Source organism: Pseudooceanicola lipolyticus, assembly GCF_002786325.1.
Taxonomy (GTDB): Bacteria; Pseudomonadota; Alphaproteobacteria; order Rhodobacterales; family Rhodobacteraceae; genus Pseudooceanicola_C; species Pseudooceanicola_C lipolyticus.
Genome location: NZ_PGTB01000014.1, coordinates 40,292 through 58,014 on the forward strand (window position 1 = coordinate 40,292; position 17,723 = coordinate 58,014).

Consider the following 17,723-nt stretch of genomic DNA (forward strand, 5'->3'; position numbering starts at 1 on the left):
ACACGTCGCGGTGCCTTCAAGAGCCGGCCCAGAGGGCCAGAGGGAGAGATCAGGCGGCAACGCGGGCACCTTTCGCGGCCAACGGTGTTGCCGCAGGCGCCGACGCGTCCGGCAGAGAACACAGAACCTCGGTCATTGCGGCCGCAAGGCGGCAAATTCCGGTGACCACGAGATCGTCGGGACGGATGTCGCAGAAGTGGCCAGGATCGGTCGCATCCGGATCGCCAACCAGCTCGAGGGTCAGCACCCCATGGAGCCAGCGAATCTCGCGCCGCAGGTGGGGCCCGAGTCCGGACGCGTGTCGAAGCCGTGAGACCAGGCGCAGAAATCGGCGCTGCGCCGCCGGCCCGCCGAGCAGCAGTGATGCCTCCGAGAGGCCTGCGAAGTGCTCGGCGACAAACCTCCGTATTGACCAGAGGGCAATTGCACCTGCAGACTGGGCGGGGGTGATGTTGGGCATGGGTGAGTTCCTTCTGTCACGGACAGTCCGTGTCCGCTTCAAGCGCCCTGATCTCTCCTTTCGTCGGGGCGGGTTGCGGGGCTCGACGCTCCTCTCGGTAGCAGCCAGGAGAGTGATAGTTGTGTCGAACCCGTCGTCTCTCGTTTTGGCGCACGAGGCGTCGGCGGCGCGCCCTCACGCAGAGGGGCGCGCAGTCCGACGGCTCGTGCACGAATATCTTGCTGCGTATTGTCACGCGCTGAACCTGCGGGGCTGCCATGCGAGACCATTCGTATCGCGTCTCGTGCTGCAGCTTTCATGCCGATCGGCCTCATTCGAAGAGGCGGGAAATTCCTAACCACGGCCGGGTGATCCATCCGATCAGCCTCGTCGATCGCGGCCTCAACCGGCTGGCCGCGATCGATCGGGGCCGATCCCCTTTTCCAATTCTTCCGCGCTTGCCGTCAGGCAGACACCGTCGCGAAGCTACAGATGCGTCGCGCGGGCCCGAGTCTTGCGCTTGCCGATTGATTTTTTGACTGCGCCGCAATGGTCTTTCGCGCCACTTGCCAGATCGCCTCCCCCGCCGCCCCTTCGCACTCGGCACGATAAGCCTTGCCGGCTTTTCGCGTGCCATGCCCCAGGTGGGTCGCAATGACATCGGCGGCACGTGCCGGGTCGTGACGACGCATGTAGTCCGCGGCAAGGGTCCTCAGATCGTGTGAGGGGACACCAATCGCAGCCTTTGTAAGTTCGGTCGGAAGATTCCGGTAGGGCTGGCTGTGATCGAGCGACAACCAGTTGCTGCCGACAAGCTCCTGGTATCGGAAATGAACGAGGCGATCGGGTCGCCCGTCGAGGATCCACTCGTCGATGGTGTCGCAGATCTCGGGCCAGATCGCACCCGTTTCCGTCTCGGCCCGGGTCTTCTCCTGCGGCCACTCCGCGCGCCAGGTTCCGTCGACTTCACGGACGATCTGATGGCCGAAGCGCCACGATACGAGATCGCCCTTGCGCGGCGGCTTGTTCATGATGACCGCGCAGACGACGGCCTGCTGCATGCAGCGGCGCCGCGCTGCGCTATGTGCCGGCAGGGCATGAGCGCGTTCCCTGAGTTCGCGGATCCTGTCGGCGACATGAGCATAGCCTCCGCGTTCCATGAGTCGCGATAACCTTTCATACTTGTTCTTCTCCGCCAGCTCGGCCTGGTCCCGGAGGTCGCGCGAGATGACCCGCATGGCGGTCAGGCTCTCGTTCGCAACCCCACCTTTCGCGCCCAAGGCAATCAGGCCGTCGAGGTAGTTCGCGGCCGAGACCGGCTTCACGCGCCGTTCCGGGTCGGGGTGGAACAGGAACGCTTCCGACAGTTCGCACGCCGCGACGAAGCCGTGCACGTCGGATGCGAGACCTTCCGCGACGATCGTGGCGCATCGATCAATGCTGGCGATGTAGCGCTGCCTGCTGCTGGCCTTGATACGTGCGTCGTCGAGGTCCGACTTCATCCGCCGCCACGTCTCGGGCCAAGCCGCGCCGATGGTCGTCTCAACGGTCGGCGCGACCTTCGCGGCCGGCTTCGGTCGCCGGGCATACCATTCCGCGCTGACGACCTTGGCCAAGGCGGTCGACACATGCGGCGCGTATCGCGCGAGCGCGCGCAGCAGACACCGAAATGTCGATTCTGAAGCGGCCGCGTCCCGGTATGCCTCGGTGGGCGGCATGGCGAGACTGCCCTTGCCTGCCCGGACCGCCGACCAGAAACGACCCATCACCTGCGCCGCACCCGGCTCGAGTTGCGGCGCGTCTTCCAGCATGGCACGGCGGATCGCGGCCGGCACATCTTTCAGTATCTCGTCGGGCCTGCTCTTCATGTCATGTCCTCCGTTGCATGCGCGAAAAAATATCCGGGTGCCGCTCAAGCAGTGCGGCGCGCACGGCCACGGCCGCCGCTTCACCGCTGTCCTTTCCGTAGTGCCGTTTCGCGACCTGTTCCGTGTTCGCGAGAACCGAGGCCACGGTTGCGAATGCGCCGGGGTTCACGGCCAGCAACAGGGTCGCAAGCGCGTGCCGGCACTGATGCGGCGTCAGCCCCAGCCCGAGCTGCCGGTCACCGAGATCCCACAGCTCCAGGATCGATGCGACGGACATGCAGCCACTGGGAAGGTTGAGCGCTGATTTCCGCAACCGGGGTGCGGCTGCGCCCGGAAACAGGTAGGGCGAGTCATCGAGGCCGCGGAGCTTCATCAGCTTGGGCCGGTCGACTTTGTCCCACTGCCAGAGCACCCTGGCGTCGTCTCCGAGCACGTTGACGACCAGAGTTTCCCCGTTCTTAACCTCGCCTCCGGAAAACCGGATCTCGGCATGCTCCCGGTCCGCAATCCATGTCAGATTGCGCGGGCAGCCCGGCGTCGCCCGGCGACGGGTCATGAACAGGTTGGCCGGCCGCAGCGCCCGGCTGACCTGGATCGCGTAGGCAGCGGCGCAGGCGGAGAGCCGGAGCGCACGATCCTTTGCGAAGTCGGTCGATGCCGCCGCGAGTTCATTGGTCGAGATGTCGCCGAGCCGGGCGGGGGCGTTCACGAAGGCCGCTGCGAGATGCGGGGACTTTCGCAGACGGTTGCAGATCGCCTCCGCGTCTGCGGTCATTTCGATCGGCGACAACACGTAGTCCGCATGGAACAGCCGCACGAGGCGGATCCGCGCGAGGATCTCGGGATCGCGCAGACCGTGCCGCGCGATCGTCGTGAGATTGGTGAACCGAGACCACAGCGTCGAGCTTTCGTCCGAATCCTTCAGCGTAGGAGACGCCGCGCTCCGCGCAATCTGCGCGGCGCAGGCCGCTTCCAGCGCGTCGGTGGTGAACGCGTCGCGCAACGTCCCGAGGCCCGCGAACCCGGTCTCCGGCGCATGGCTCTCGCGCAGGAGCCATGTCGTGGCCTGCCGGTAGCCAGCCAGCGCGGTCTCAATGTTCTTGGGCAGCTTTTTCTTCTTGTCACCGACGCGCGCGGCAATCTCCGCGTCGATCTCGATGGCCGACCGGCCAAGTCGCATCTGCTCCTTGGCCCATTCTTTCATGTCGGCTGGCTGGCGCAGGGTCTGGCGTAACACCTCCTCCGCATCTGCACGGAAATCGGCAGGCAGCGACTTCCAGAGAATGCGGCGCGCCCGGTCGGAGGCGGCCGGCACGACGAGAGCCTGGCGTGGCAGCAGGTCCGCAAGCTCCGGCCAGCGATTGTGTCCGCGTCGCAGCTCGACAATGCGCTGCGCAAACTTCCGAAGCGACTTGCGACCATCCGGCGTCGCGTCGAGCCAGAGCCGGTCGAATTCTGCCTGGTCGAGGTCCGGCAGGGCAAGGCGAGCCCGTGCCCGAACCAGGAGAAACGGCCTGTGGGTGCTGGTGGTGAAAAGCGCGCCGCTGTCGACGAACCCCTCGTTCTCGACGATGAACTTGATGGCCTTGTCGTAGCTCGCGCGGGCGCCCGTGTCCGGGGTGTCATGTCCGCGCGCCAAAAGAAATCGCTGTAGAGCGGAGCGGACACGGGAATTCCCGCGCTTGCGCGCCGTGTCGAGATTCTTCGAGCGGGAGACGGCCCCATAGGCGGATACGGCGATCACCTTTTCGAAGTAACCGAGGTCAGCCGGAACGAGATCCAATTCCTCTTCAGTCAGGTCGAGCCGCGCAGCGACCTTCTCGATCTCATAGACGGTGTCGCGGCTCTCGCCGGTCTCCTTCGCCCAGTCCAGAAAGTCCGGGAACATCGGGGGGGCGGCGTTGGTCAATGTTCTGTCGTGTTTCATCTTTTCGATCTCCACGGTTGGGGCCTCTCGGGCCGCCTTCACGCAGAAAGGCGGCTCGTGCGGCCCAGGCCACGGACCTCATTCGGTCCCTTCAGGAGATCGCGCCCGGCGGGGCGTCTCGCACAATCTGTCGTGATTTTCCCGCGTTTTGCAGGATCGCCCCCGAGCATAACACCAATTTATGTTCGGGGACGGATGTGCGACGGGCGGCGCCATCCCGCTCGTGTCGGAATGGTCCCGGTCGCACTTGTGCTACGCGGACGCGGTGTCATTTCCACCAGCCGTGAGGAAGATCGACACCCCGCAGCTCCAGCCAATCGGTGGCGTCATGCGGGTTGAAGCGGACCGCCCCGAAGACGTTACGCGTGGGCATCCCGTCATCGATCCACCGCTCGACGGTGCGAACGCTGACCCGGAGCGCTCCGGCTATGACCTTCTTGCCAAGCAAATTGTCTTGGTAGCGTCGGATCAGCGCACGCTTCGGCATCGGTCCGTCTTCGCACGCCCAGACATCCGGCCAAACCATGCGATAGACGCGACCGATGCGGGTCGCTTCGATCTCACCTGCCCGGATCTTGCGCCGGACCGTGTCCGGTCGCAGGCCGAAATGGTTAGCAACTTCTTCAACTGACAACATTTTTTCCTCATCAGGTTGTTCCTGAAAAGGAATTAGTCCCCGCGTTCGTGGTTCTGAAACGCACGGAGACAACCCCAATGGTGTCATGCCTCAATTAGAAGGATCAATTGGGCAGCGACACCATTGCTGTCGCGCCAGTCCTCACGCAGCTGTGACCGGACGCATTTCTGCGCGACAACATGGGCGCCCAGTTCCTCCGAAAGGAGGCAGCAGATGAAACACGAAAAGACCCTGGACGCGATAGGGACTGTCCCAACATGGCACACACCCGCAGACGCGCGCGCCAAGCTCTCCGAGATCATCTGCGGGTTCGTCAAAACGGCCACGTCCGCTCCGGAAACGTCCGAGGAAGATTGCGCCGTGCTCGCTCTCAAGGTGACGGCCGGTCTTGGCAAGACAGCAACCACGCTTCGCGCGATCGCACGCCATGGGGAGGCGCTGCTCGCGCGCGGTCACGTGCTCTTCTACGTTCCGACGCTCGATCTCGCGGAGCGGGCCCACAGCGAGTTCTTGAGACTGGCACCCGATATTCCGAGCCGTGTGATCCGCGGCCGTGAGGCCCTTCGCCCGTACGACAAATCAAAGCAGATGTGCGAAAATGCCGATCTGGCAAAAAAGATTGCCGGATTTGTCCCGTCCGTGACGCAAGCACTATGTCGCGGAGTGGATGCCGATGAAAATTTCGTCGAGTCGTCCTGCGCATCGGAGTGTCCGTATCTTGCGCAAAAAGATGTCAGCGGACCGCATGTCGTCTTCCTTTCGCACGCATATCTGACAGTGCGCCCCCCGATCGACGGCGATTTCCCGGTCGTGCTGCGGGTCGTGGATGAAAAGGTCTGGCCGACCCTGACACGGATATCCCACATTTCCGTCGAGGATTTCATGCGTGCTCCGCCCGCAGGTGTCGAGGAGGAGCTCATCAATGCCCTATCCAGGGCCAAGGGCCTCGTGGTCGACGGTCTCCAACGAGATCTGCCGCTCTACGAACATCTGCGGCGAGATGGACTCACAACCGACAGCATCAGCCGTCTCGCCGACATGGAGCGCAAGTCGCGGAAGCATCTGGAGCTCAGCCCGGCACAGAATCTGGCGTCGAAGAAATTCCGGGTGTCCACTTTTGATAGCAGAGCTTTCCTGGCCTCCCGGCGCCGGCAGCGCATCTTTTCGCTGTTGTCAGAAAAGGACGTCGGGCACTGCAACATCCTGCGGCTGGCGGAGACGACCGTCGATGGCGCATCAAGGCAGTCGATCGAAATATTCACCACCGAGGACGTCCCCCGCGACGCGCCGATGCTGCTGCTCGATGCCGACGCAGACCGGGAGATCACAGAACGGGTTGTCCCGGGAGCGGAGGTGATCGCCATCGAGTCTCCCCCGGACGCGGACATAGTCCAGATCAAGGACCTTACACTCTCCAACACGTGGATGCTCGACGAAGAAAAGGGCGCGGGGCGGCGCGCTGCCGTGCTGAAAATAATCAAACGTGAAGTCAGCCGGGCCGCCGGAGCAGGCGTGCTCGTTGTCGCCACGAAAGCGGTTCTCGGGGCGCTCCATACAGACGCCTCCGGTGTCACTCCTACGGATGAGGCCGGGCTGAAACAACCGCTCCTCGGTGCAGTGCCTCGATGGTTCGGGCCGCGAACGCAAGGGGTCAACGATTTCGAGGACTTCGCCGCAATCGTCGTGGTAGGTCGCTTGCAGCCCCATATTGCCGATGTGGAAGCTTCCGCTCGTGCAATTTTCGGAAAGGATCTCCTTCCTATCGCCTCGCATGACGGTGGTCCCCTCCCGGCGCTGAAATCCTTCCACCTGATGAGCGACGGCTCACATCCTCCTCCGGCAAGATGCCACACGCACCCCGATCCCCGAGTCCACGCCGTCATTGCGCAGACACGCGAGTGCGGGACGCTCCAGGCGATCGCCAGGCTGCGCCTCGTTGCCCCGATGCGGAGCAAACGGGTCGTGATTCTGAGCAGCTTGCCTCTGCCAGGCTTTCCGGTCACCCGGCTTGTCGCGTTCAATCAACTCGCCCGCGGACTCGAACACGAGCCTGATCCGGCAGGCTTCATCCGGATGGAATCTGCCCTGAGGGCGTTACGTCGGCAGCCTGTTTGCGGCACGCGCCTGTCCGCCGGCGGATTGGCCTCTGACCTTCCGCGCGATTTCGAGACGGACGACCAGGCGAAAGGCTTTCGGCGCGGCCGAGCGACCAATCACGTTGTCGCGCTCTGCAGACGTGTTGCCAAACGGAATGGCTGGCCGCTGACTCTGCTTGCGCTCCGTAAGCCCGGCGGCGGCCATTCCATTCCGGCAGTCGTGCTATCGTCGCCCGAAGACGCGTTGAAACAGGCAGAGCGGCTATGGCCGGACATGCAAGCATCCTGCGGCACCTGAAATCCGCCCGAGTTTTTCTTTTTCGACGCGCCCGAAGAACCAACATCCTCTTCAGCCGCCAGCGGCGCCTTTGACAAACACCCTTTCGCAAAGTCTTTGCGAAACCAAAGAGGAAAAACAATGACCGAGAAGAAGACCGGCCGCCCCCCGAAATACACCGAGGCGCAGGTTCTTGAAGGCATCGGGATCGTCGAGGAGAACGGCGACACCCCGACCGGCGAGACTGTGAAGAGAGCGATGTGCGTCCACCTCGGCGTGCCGCCTGGGATCAACTCTCAGAGCCTCGACAAGGAGGTCCAGCGGCTTCTCGATGAGCGGGAACGTCAGCAATCCGCGCGTCTGATCGTGGCCTTGCCTGAAACAAGCCGAAATGCAGTCCGAGAGATCAGCCGAACCGTGGAGTCTGCGATCTTGCTTCATCTGGGCCGCGAACATGGTGAACTCCGTCGTATCAACGAACAGAAGGTCACGCAGAAGGACATGGATCTGGCGCACCAGCGTGCGCAAATCCGCGAGCTACTGATGAAACTCGATCAACAGGCGGAAGAGGTTGCCGCGCTCGAAGAAGCGGCGCGAGCCATGCAAGACCAACTCCTTCAGTCGCAGGAGCGGAATTCGGCCCTGTTGACACGCATAACAGAGTTCGAAAAACGTCAGGACTTCAGGGAGGAAATGTTCGCGTTTATGAAGGAGACGCTTGCTCAGCATGCTCCTCATCTGCCCGAGAAGGAATAGGCGAAGCCAATTCTGCTGCTATCCGACACAATGGTCAAATCAAGGGGGCCGGCTTGGCAGAAATCCCATCCGCCAGACCGGTCAATGGCAATCAGACAAGGTCTTCAAGGAATTCCGAGACGCGGCCCGCACCGGAAACCCACAAACGCTCTCTGGCCCGAGTGGTGGCGACATATAGAAGATGGCGTTCCGTCGCCATGATTTCCTCGATCATCGCCTCGTCTCTTGCTTCGAGGAGGCGATCCTCCTTGGGGATTACATCTTCGTCACATGCCATGACTGCCACGGCGCGATATTCGGATCCCTTCGCATCGTGCATGACGCGAACTTCCGGTCCTTCGTTCAGGCCAGATAGCGATCGGAAGGTGTCCCGGACGGCCTTGGCACGTGGAAGCTCGTCCTCGCTGCGAACCAAGAGTGCAACCTCCCGCTCTGTGAAACCCTCATGAGCCAAGCCGGCGAGCCAACCGGCGACAGCCTTGATCTCTGCATCAGCATCCGGGAATTCGGCGATTTCCGGTGCCGGGCCGTCGAAAAGCGACACGACACCGGTGCGCCGATCCTCGTTGCCGTCCGCCTCAGTCAAGCTTGGGGGCAGCAGGCGGTCGGACTGGATTCGGATCTGTTGCGACGTCCGATAGTTGACCTTTAGGCTGCGCGATCGTCCCCGCACGTCCACTCCGGCAGCCTTCCACGGGAATGGCGCACGAAAGATCCGCTGGCCGATGTCACCGGCGAAGAACAAACCGTTCGGCAGGTCTCCGGCAATGGCCGACAGGAAATGCAATTCCGGCACAGAAATGTCTTGTGCCTCGTCCACCACCGCATGGGTAAACGGCCGCCGCGCGCCTGCACGATAATGTACCGCGAGAGCGTGGAGCATCTGGGCGCGGGTTCGCTTGCCCTGCCCCTCCAAAGCGGCGCGCGCATCGGAGAAGACGTCCCACAGCGCATCCCGGCGCGACGCCGCCATGCGCGTGAGTCGACCCAGGCGCGGCAGATCTCGGTATGCATCGCGGTCGGCCACCGCCCAGGCATCCACGACGAGACGCCATTCGTCCTGCAGGAAGCCAGGGTCCACGCTCACCTCTGCCGCTGCGGCGGCGTCGGCCAGTGCCTTGGCGACATCATCGGACGCTGCCTCCTCGACCGGGCCGAAGGCCTCGACGTAAAAATCGTGTGCCAGTTCCCCCAACGCGCGGGTCGTGACACGGTCTCGAACTGCCGTGTCCGGCAGCAGCATGGGCAGCTTGGCCGAAAGCCCATCGGCGAGCCGCCGGTTGAACGTGGTGAGCAAGATGCGCGCCTCGGCATCTTCTCGGGCCAGCCGGGCCGCCCTGTGCAAAGCAACGACCGTCTTGCCGGTCCCGGCCGAGCCGATCACTCGGGCCGGACCGTTGAAGTCCCGGTCCACGAATTCTTTCTGCGCCGGGTGCAGCCAGACAGCCCATCTCTCCCAAGGCGCCTCGAGCGCGGCGGCCAGATCGGCCTCGGTGGTCGTGAGGCGGAAGCGACGCACGGCGTCGGGATGTTCGTAGGGATCCTCGGCGTGCGGCGCGGGCGCAGGCCGCTCGCCGGTGGCTGCCTGCAACAATGCCTCGCCCGCCTCCGCCGGAAGGTGGCTGGCGATGTCCAGCACCGTATCCTCGGTGGCATCGCGCACCGTTTCGATCCAATCCTCGGGTACGCCCCAGGACAGCAGCGTGTCATCGTCCTCGTCGGCGAAGAGACGAGGTTTCTTCACGGCCTCCTCGACGTAGCGCTGGATGATAACGTCTTCGACGGTCTCACGGATTTCGACGATCTGCGCCGCCCCCGTTCTCGGATGCACGTCGATCCGGCGCCGCTCGGCCCAGCGGTAGGCGTCATCATGGTGGCCGACCCACGCAAGTAGCGTGGCGCCGTCCTTCTTGTGCAGGACAAGCCGGACATCGCGATTCACCCGCGCGGTCCAGAAATGCGGGTCCTTGGCCCGGTCGACGCGGTGCATTTGGAGGCCCGGGTTGTCGGGGTTCATCTGCGCGTCGAAGGCCGCGGTCTTCGCGGCCCTTTGCTCCTGACCGGATAGCTTGGTGAGCGCGTCGGAGAAGGTGTCGGCGATGCGGAAGGTCATGTATCCCTGCGTTCCTTCATGGCCTTGACGAAGTTGACGTATGCTTCGCGGCGCTTCTCTTCTTTATTTTGCAACCGGGCACGTCCACGTTCCACCGACGCTTGCCGGGATCGAAAAACCTTCTGCATCACTTTCTGACGATCCTCGACTGACAACACGTGCAAACCCGGCGCGTCATCGCCAAACGCCGCCTTTTTCTTTTTCTGTTTAGCTCCAGGTTTCACCCCTGACCGACGGTCGTCTATGACGTCTTCGATCCGATCACTTCTTTCTCTCGGAGAGCTCTTCGAGCCTTTTCCGGCGCGGAACACTGTAGAACCGCCGCGATAACCTCCACCGCTCATGTCCTACACCCCTATCACCTTCATCACCTCGTCTCCGAGGTGGTTAATTACCTTGACCGCGATCCGTCCGGATTTCGGCCGCGCGAAGGCGCGGGACTCGGTCCGTTTCAGGCTCTCCCAAGCTTCTTCGTCGATCTCGGCCTTCAGCGTTGTTTTGAGCTGCTTGTAAGGGATCTCCGCCCCCGGGAAATACGCGTGGCGAACGAAGAAGCTCTGCTCGTCGTAATCCGTGTCGATGAACCAACAGGCGATCTCATCGGGGTCGGAGGATGACACCTCGCCGGTGGCGGGGCGGAAGATGTCGACGCCCAGAAGGCGCACGCGCAGCCGGTCGCCCTCTTCCACGATCTCGATGTCGGGCTCGCCGAAGACCACGAAGAGGTTGCCTCCACCCGCCTTCAGGTCTCCCGCCATGTGCAGGTCGGCGTTCATGCGGGCCTGCAGGACGGTGATGCGGCCAAGCTTCTGGAACTCGGCCGTATGGGCGTCGAAGTTGAAGGCGCAGGCGATCACCAAGTCGAACCCGGCATCCGCCGCCTCGCGCGCGGCCGCCACGAGGTCGGCGCGCTGGAGGGTGCCGTATTCTGGGCCGATGAGGATGCCGGCGCGACGTTCGGTCTCGCCCTCCATGTAGCGGCCCTCCGCGGCGAGCCATTCGCCGGGCCAGGCGGAGAGCGAGGTGAAATCGATGCGGTCCTCGCGCCCGGCCTGCTGCACCCCGGCTTTGGCGAGATTTTCAAGGATCGCGGTGCGGTAGTTCTCGGCCTCCTGCTCTCCTGCTCCGCGCTTGCCACTGGCGGCGTCATGCTCGTCGATCAGCTCGCCGTGTTCGTTGACCGCCTGGGTGCGGTGGGGCGACAGGCTCTCGACGGTGAAGGGCCCGGCGACGCGGACGCGCTTCTTGTCCTCGTAGGGCTTGTCGTAAAGGTATTCGTGATCGGCCTTGGCGGCGATGCTGGCATCGATCTCCTTCTGGCGGGCGATGCGGGCCTCCCAGAACGCGTGCAACGCCGTCTTGGCCGCGTCGGGCCAGCCCTCGGGCGCATCACGGGGGATCTCCCACTCCATGAAGCCGTTCGCCGGGGCCATCTCTCCGCTGGGCAATTCGACCTCGCCGGAGGCGGTGAAGTCGATCTTCTCACCCTTGCGGCCGCCGGTTTCGACCTCGAAGGGCGCGGGATGGCCCTGCAGGGCGGCGTTGAGCGCGGCACGGGCTTCTTCGACGGCGGGCTGCAGCGCCTCCCAGATCGTGTCGATCTCGGTGTTGTTGGCGATGCTTTTCAGCGTGATGTGCGGCACGCGCTGGTAGACGAAGCCGTGGCGGATGTCGTTGTAGGTTTCAGCGGTCGAGGGGCTTCGCCGCGTGACCTCGGCCTCCTTCCTCTGACCCTCGGCGGAGTCCTTGAGCAGATACCAGGGGTATTTTGCGCCCATGATCCGCGCGCGGGCGAGCGCGAGGGCCACGCGGGAGGTGTCGATGGTGATCCAGCGCCGCCCCCATTGCTCGGCCACATAGGCGGTGGTGCCGGAGCCGCAGGTGGGATCGAGCACGAGGTCGCCGGGATCGGTGGTCATGAGTAGGCAACGTTGGACGATTGTTGAGCTTGTCTGCACAACATAAGTCATGTCTGAAGCGCCGCGAGTATCTGTCCAGACGTTCATCATTGGAGTGTATGGAAAATCGTCAAAGAAGCGTTTGTAAATTCTAAGGCCTTCTTGCTGCTGCAGGCGCCCGATCTTCCAGAGCTTTTTGGTGCCTTCAACGCCAACTGACCAATGCCGACGTGATCCACATTTTAGAGTGAAATCCTTACCAAAAGCGGACACCGGAATGTCTGCAGAACCTCCCTCACTTCCGCCAGCGGAGACTATCGGGCCAGTTGCATAAACCCGTGCACCTTCCGGCAAACGGTCATTGTTAAAGAGCTCTTCGTCGGTGATGTTCCATGGCCTCTTTATCAATCCCGGCAACTCGACATATCGGTGTTCGACTGAACCTTCGCCGCCGAGCTTTTTCTCAGTGTATGGCTGCCGGAACTTGAGGAATTTCTTGTTCTTCCCATAATGCAGAATGAAATCGGACGCGGAAGGCAAATAGTTCGTTTTTGTTTGCCCGCTGGTCTTTGAAAAGGAAATCTGCGCAGCAAAATTGTCCTCCCCAAACACCTCATCCATCAGCGCCCGCACCCTGTGGACGTTCTCGTCTCCGATCTGGACGAAGCACGACCCGCTCTCGGTCAGCAGTTCGCGCGCCACCACCAGACGGTCGCGCAGGTATTGCAGGTAGGAATGGATGCCGTCGCGCCAGGTGTCGCGAAAGGCCTTCACCTGCTCGGGCTCGCGGGTCAGATGCTCCAGCTTGCCGTCCTTCACATCGCGCGACGTGGTGGACCACTGGAAGTTGGAGTTGAACTTGATGCCATAGGGCGGGTCGATGTAGATCGCCTGCACCTGCCCCTTGAGCCCTTCGCGTTCCGCGAGGCTCGCCATGACCTGCAACCCGTCGCCCAGGATCATCCGGTTCGACCACTTGCGGTGGTGGCGGTAGAACTCGATCTCCGCCTCGCGGTCGTCGTCGGTGATGCCGAAATGATCGAAGAGGTCCGCGCCGCCGCCCTCGCCGTTGCGCTGGCCCCCCGCCCTCAGGTCCTCGATGATCGCCTTTGGGTGGACCTGTTCCTGTAGGTAGATCGGCGGCGCGTCGACGGTGATCTCGGTCTGGTCGATGTCCTTGCCGCGCCAGATCAGCTGCGGGTCGAGATCGGGGTTGCGCTGTGCGTAGGCGACCTTGATCGGCCGGGCATCGTCCGGGTCCATCATGGGGGCGAGTTCCGGCGTGGGGATGTTCACGCGCTGGTCGTCGTGGGTGATGGGGTCGATCTGGGTTTTCTTGTCGGTCATTGCTCTGCCTCGATGGCTTCCGAGATCGCCGCGACGTAGAGCTTTCGACGCTCTTCCATCCAGTCGATGATCTCGGGCCAGTTGCTTTCGTCTTGGTAGGATTTCGGGAGGCGTTCCCCGAACAGGTGCCCGTTGGGCTCCGGGTTATATGTGTCGAACCCGAGTTTCCGCGCCAGGATGTCGGCGTGTCGACCAAGCCGATCCGCCGCCGAGTGCTTGCGTTCTCCCCATCCGCCCCGGACGTAGATGCCGGCGGTTTTTTCGCCGATCCAGACCGATATCAGGACATCGCCATCGGCAAGTCGAGTATATCTGTTCCAGCCGCGTTGGACCTTGATACCTTCGGCTTCGGCCTCGGGGTGGCGTTCGAGGTATCGGGTCCAGAACGCAGTTCTCACGTCGCTGAACGCATCCTTTCCGGTCTCTGCATCCTTCCGGGTCTGGGTCAGTGACCGTTCCCATGCAGATGGCTTTTCAATCACCTCGAAGATTGGCGCGTAGGGGCTGTCGCCGATGCGGACGACGCGGGCCTTGATCGCGAAGAATGAGAAGCCGTCCGAGGTGTGTTCGTTCAGCCAGCGAATTGCAGAAAGGTGAGGTTCGCGGAACGCGGGCGCGATCCAAATGACGGTCTGCGCCTCGAGCCCCGCAAGGTATGTCATGATCTGGCCGAGATGGGTGTGATCCGTCTGCTCCAGCTGGTTCTCAATCAGGACGACGTTGCCGTCGAGGTCACGGGCGAGAATGTCGGCCGAGAAGGTCTCGACAGCGACCTCGGTGCCGGTCAGCTCCAGTTGGACACCGATGGCCTCGGAGAGGTGTTCGATGTTCTCCGCAAGCCACGGAGTGAACTGGAGAGCTTCATGCTTCCAGGCTTCGCGCAGAGGCAGGTCTTCGAGGCGGCCGAACTTGATATCCGTCATGCAGGCACTCCGACGGTCTCTCCGATCAGCCGGTCGAGATCCTCGGCGTAGCTGTAGGGGTCGAGGAGCTCGGCATAGGCCCAGCGACCGTAGCGGCCCAGCGTGTTGACGCCGGGCACCCACTGGTGTCGCGTGGTCTCGGCCTTCAGCCGGTCCTTGGCATCGCGGAAGCCCTTGGCCTCGATGATCAGGGTGGTGGGTTCGGGTGTGTCCAGCGCGACCAGGAAATCGGGGCGGTAGTGTTTGGGCTCGCCCTCCACGAGGTAGGGAATCTCGAAGCCGAGGTTATGGTTCTTGGCATAGGCCCGGGTCATCGGGTGGTCCTCGATGACCTTCGCCAGTTTCGCCTCCCAATCGCTGTCGGTGACGATCCAGTTGATGTGCGACCGGTCGGGGCGTGGCCAGAAGCGCGTGGCCTTGGAGGTGTTGAAGGACACATCCATGGTCGACCCGCTGGGGCTATAGGGCTCCAGAACGGCGCGAATTATGGCATCGCCCTCGCGACCGACCGTGAGGGCGTGAAGGATCGTATCGCAGACCTCGTCGGCGATCTGCTTGTAGGTCAGCTGCGCCTTCTGGGTGCCACCGGTGAGGATCAGGCGGTCACTGTCGAGCCATTGGCGCACGATGCGCTTGGCGCGCGGGAAGAGGTGGGTCTTCGGCGCCTCGCCCGCGTCGCGGAGCTTGTGCATGACGAGATGCGAGGCGATCTTGGTGGCGATCTCGGACGGGCGCATCTGCCCGAGATGCGCGAGGGTGATATGGGCCGGCTCGCCCACGATGCCCTGCATGGTGACCTCGGTCGCTCCGGCCTTGGCCGGCGTCAGCTCGTAGGGTTCGACCCTGGAGAAATCGACGGCAAGCCTGTCGTTGGGCAGGTCCGTCCGGTAGCCCTCGACCCGCGGGAAGACGATCTCGAGGTGGTCGCGCTCGGGCGAGACGGCACGCACCTGCACGACCTCGCGCGGCGGCGTGGGTGGCGCGACGCGGGGGCCGTCAGAGAAGTTGAGCCCGTCGATGCCCATGATGTCGGCGTATTCGGTGGTGAAGAGCCCCTCTTCGTTCACATCGTAGGACAGGCGGCGCAGGGCGCGCCCGACGACCTGTTCGCAGATGAGCCGCGTGCCGAAGGCGCGCAGGCCCAGGATGTGGGTGACGTTGTTGGCGTCCCAGCCTTCGGTCAACATCGAGACGGAGACAACGCAGCGCACCTGTTCGCCGAGCTTGCCCTTCTTGCCGACGGTGTTCATCACCTCGCGCAGGATCTCGGACTCGTCGATCTGGTCCGCGCCTTCGCCGCGCGCGGCCTTTTCCCGGCGAAATGCCTCGATCTCGGCGGCATGGGCCTCGCGGAAGCCCTTGTCGACCTCGCCGCCGGATTCGATGGCCGAGCTGTCGATCAGGATCGTGCGCGGCCGGTCGAGCCGCTCGCCGTCGTCGGCATGGTTGCGAAACAGCGCGCAGCGGCCCTGAACGGTGTCGATCACACCATTCTCGTCCTCGCGTTCGAACCCGGCAATGTAATCCCGGACCAGTTCGGAATTCGTGGTGTTGTTGCAGACCACGATGAAGACCGGAGGAATGCCGACCTCGGCTTTTTCCCATTCCCGGTAGGTCTTCTCGTAGTGGCCGTAGAGCGCGTCGATGGCGGTCTGCAGTTCCAGAGGCAGCTTCAGAGGGTCAGGCTTCTTCTCGCCGCGCGCCTTCTTCGGCATCTTCTTCCCGATGGCCTTCCAGAGGTTGCGATAGAGCGGTTCCGGCTGGCCTGCGACGTTGTCGGAGACCGGGACTCGAGGCAGCTTCACGATCCCGCATTCGATGGCATCCATGAGGGAGAAGTCGCTGGCCACCCAGGGAAAGAGCGTGCCCTCCACCCAACCGGAACCGGACAGGAAGAAGGGTGTCGCGGACAGATCATAGACAGTCCGGATGCCCAGATGGCGCTTGGCCGCCTCGAGGCCCGAGATCCAGAGCCTCGCCGCTTCGCTGTTTTCCTCCGCCTCTTTCCTCGCGTCTCCGGTCAACTTCTCCTGATCCGCGTCAGGACGTTCCCGATAGCAGTGATGCGCCTCGTCGTTGATCACCGTGATCGGGCCGGAGGACATCAGTTCGGGCATCACGCGGGCGAGCATCTGCCCTTCGGTTTCGAGCGTCCGCGGACCCTCTCCATGGCCGGACAGCGCGGCCCGTGTGCCCTTGGCCAGGGTCACCTTCTCGCGGAGCTTGAAGGCATGATAATTCGTGATGACGATCTTGGCAGTCTGCATGTCCGTCATCAGATCGGACGGAACAAGATTCAGCCGGCCATAGTAGTTGTCCGGCTCCGACGGCTTGAGAACACGCAAGCGGTCACGGATCGTGATGCCCGGCGCGACGATCAGGAAGCCCTTCCCGAAGCTCTTCGACGAGGGTGAGCGCGCGGCATTGAGAACCTGCCAGGCCATCAGCATGGCCATGACCGTGGTCTTGCCTGCCCCGGTCGCGAGTTTGAGCGCGATGCGGAACAGGTCCGGATTGGCCGCCGCATTCGACGCCTTCAGCCATTCGAGGAAGCGCTTGCCGCGCTTGCCGTCCTTCGGGGCCACTTCGGATAGCCAGATCGCGACCTCTACCGCTTCAAGCTGACAGAAAAAGGGCCGGATCGGAACGGTCTCGTCCGCCTGAATCGCCCGCCAATGCTGCAAGAGCCTCTGGGTGACGGGAGAAACGCGCCATTGCGCCGGGTTGGGCAGGTTGCGCCACGTGTCGACGGCATCCCGCAATTCGTTGATGTAGGGTGTCGGGTTGTAATCCACGTCCCCCGTCGACAGGTCATCGAAAGTCAGGCTCGTCTGTTTGCCGGCCTTCGCCTTCGCTCCCGGCATGGCCGAAATCAGATCTGACTTTCTTCGCCGCTCGATGATGCGGTCGGTCGGACGACCATCCTTGTCCAATTCCCAATTCCGCTCCGGAACGCGGTAGGGCGAATTCAGAATTGGGGCGTCGAAAAAGCTCTGCGACATCAATGGACTCCTATTCAGAATTGCACACTATCAGCGTAATCAGGCGGGGGAAGGAAAAGGTCTCTGTCATCAGCAACCAACTCACTCCATTTCAACGACATGCAGGTCAGGAATCACCTCGCGCCCCAAGTCGACGAGGTGGCGGTGATGGGTGAACATTATCGCCTGTCCGGTCCGCCCCATCTCTGCGGTCAGAGACAGGGCTGCGGCCGCGCGGGTGTCGTCGAAAGTTTCCAGGATGTCGTCGGTCAGGAACGGAAGCGCCCCGAAGCGGGCGGTAAAATCGGCATGGCCGGCCACCCGCAGTGCAAGGTAGAGCTGGCCGCGCGTGCCGGTGGACATGGCCTCGGCAGCGACCGGCTGGCCGTTGCGGATGCCGACGAGCCGCTCGCCCGCCCCCGTCGGCTGCGCCTCCAACCGCGGCCATTCCCCGCCGGTCA

General features: G+C 63.1%; 12 protein-coding genes. 2 read left to right on the plus strand and 10 right to left on the minus strand.

The window, feature by feature from the left end; all coding sequences use genetic code 11:
* Nucleotides 1-49 precede the first annotated feature (49 nt).
* From CVM52_RS06880 to CVM52_RS06895, 4 genes are all read right to left on the minus strand, one after another.
* Complete coding sequence (locus CVM52_RS06880) at nucleotides 50-460, minus strand: hypothetical protein (RefSeq protein WP_100161771.1); 411 nt, start codon at nucleotides 458-460, stop codon at nucleotides 50-52.
* A gap of 443 nt (nucleotides 461-903) precedes the next feature.
* Complete coding sequence (locus tag CVM52_RS06885) at nucleotides 904-2,307, minus strand: hypothetical protein (RefSeq protein WP_205964904.1); 1,404 nt, start codon at nucleotides 2,305-2,307, stop codon at nucleotides 904-906.
* Nucleotide 2,308: 1 nt separating this feature from the next.
* On the minus strand, nucleotides 2,309-4,234 hold the full coding sequence (locus CVM52_RS06890) for a site-specific integrase (RefSeq protein ID WP_240620887.1): 1,926 nt from the start codon (nucleotides 4,232-4,234) through the stop codon (nucleotides 2,309-2,311).
* 268 nt (nucleotides 4,235-4,502) lie between these two features.
* Nucleotides 4,503-4,871, minus strand: coding sequence for a helix-turn-helix domain-containing protein (locus CVM52_RS06895; protein ID WP_100161773.1), 369 nt, complete (start codon nucleotides 4,869-4,871; stop codon nucleotides 4,503-4,505).
* 213 nt (nucleotides 4,872-5,084) lie between these two features.
* On the opposite strand from CVM52_RS06895, the gene CVM52_RS06900 reads away from it, so the two are divergent.
* A complete protein-coding gene (locus tag CVM52_RS06900) occupies nucleotides 5,085-7,265 on the plus strand; it encodes a P-loop NTPase family protein (RefSeq protein WP_100161774.1) in 2,181 nt (726 codons plus the stop codon).
* Between the two features lie 120 nt (nucleotides 7,266-7,385).
* Nucleotides 7,386-8,000, plus strand: coding sequence for a hypothetical protein (locus tag CVM52_RS06905; protein ID WP_100161775.1), 615 nt, complete (start codon nucleotides 7,386-7,388; stop codon nucleotides 7,998-8,000).
* 91 nt (nucleotides 8,001-8,091) lie between these two features.
* Here the strand turns inward: CVM52_RS06905 and CVM52_RS06910 are convergent, their stop codons facing one another.
* The 6 genes from CVM52_RS06910 to CVM52_RS26830 form a co-directional block, all read right to left on the minus strand.
* Complete coding sequence (locus CVM52_RS06910; protein WP_100161776.1) at nucleotides 8,092-10,113, minus strand: UvrD-helicase domain-containing protein; 2,022 nt, start codon at nucleotides 10,111-10,113, stop codon at nucleotides 8,092-8,094.
* Nucleotides 10,110-10,457: a hypothetical protein gene (locus CVM52_RS26555; RefSeq protein ID WP_133119803.1), complete on the minus strand. Its 348-nt coding sequence runs from the start codon at nucleotides 10,455-10,457 to the stop codon at nucleotides 10,110-10,112. The genes CVM52_RS06910 and CVM52_RS26555 overlap by 4 nt, the downstream gene beginning before the upstream one ends.
* Nucleotides 10,458-10,460: 3 nt before the next feature.
* The gene (locus CVM52_RS06915; RefSeq protein ID WP_100161777.1) at nucleotides 10,461-13,358 is read right to left on the minus strand and encodes a site-specific DNA-methyltransferase; all 2,898 of its coding nucleotides are present in this window, start codon (nucleotides 13,356-13,358) and stop codon (nucleotides 10,461-10,463) included.
* Complete coding sequence (locus CVM52_RS06920) at nucleotides 13,355-14,281, minus strand: hypothetical protein (protein ID WP_100161778.1); 927 nt, start codon at nucleotides 14,279-14,281, stop codon at nucleotides 13,355-13,357. Before CVM52_RS06920 ends, CVM52_RS06915 begins: the two co-directional genes overlap by 4 nt.
* Nucleotides 14,278-17,283, minus strand: coding sequence for a BPTD_3080 family restriction endonuclease (locus CVM52_RS06925; RefSeq protein ID WP_100161779.1), 3,006 nt, complete (start codon nucleotides 17,281-17,283; stop codon nucleotides 14,278-14,280). Before CVM52_RS06925 ends, CVM52_RS06920 begins: the two co-directional genes overlap by 4 nt.
* Nucleotides 17,284-17,364: 81 nt before the next feature.
* On the minus strand, nucleotides 17,365-17,723 hold a 359-nt coding region (locus tag CVM52_RS26830), incomplete at its 5' end, for an ATP-binding protein (RefSeq protein ID WP_370741405.1).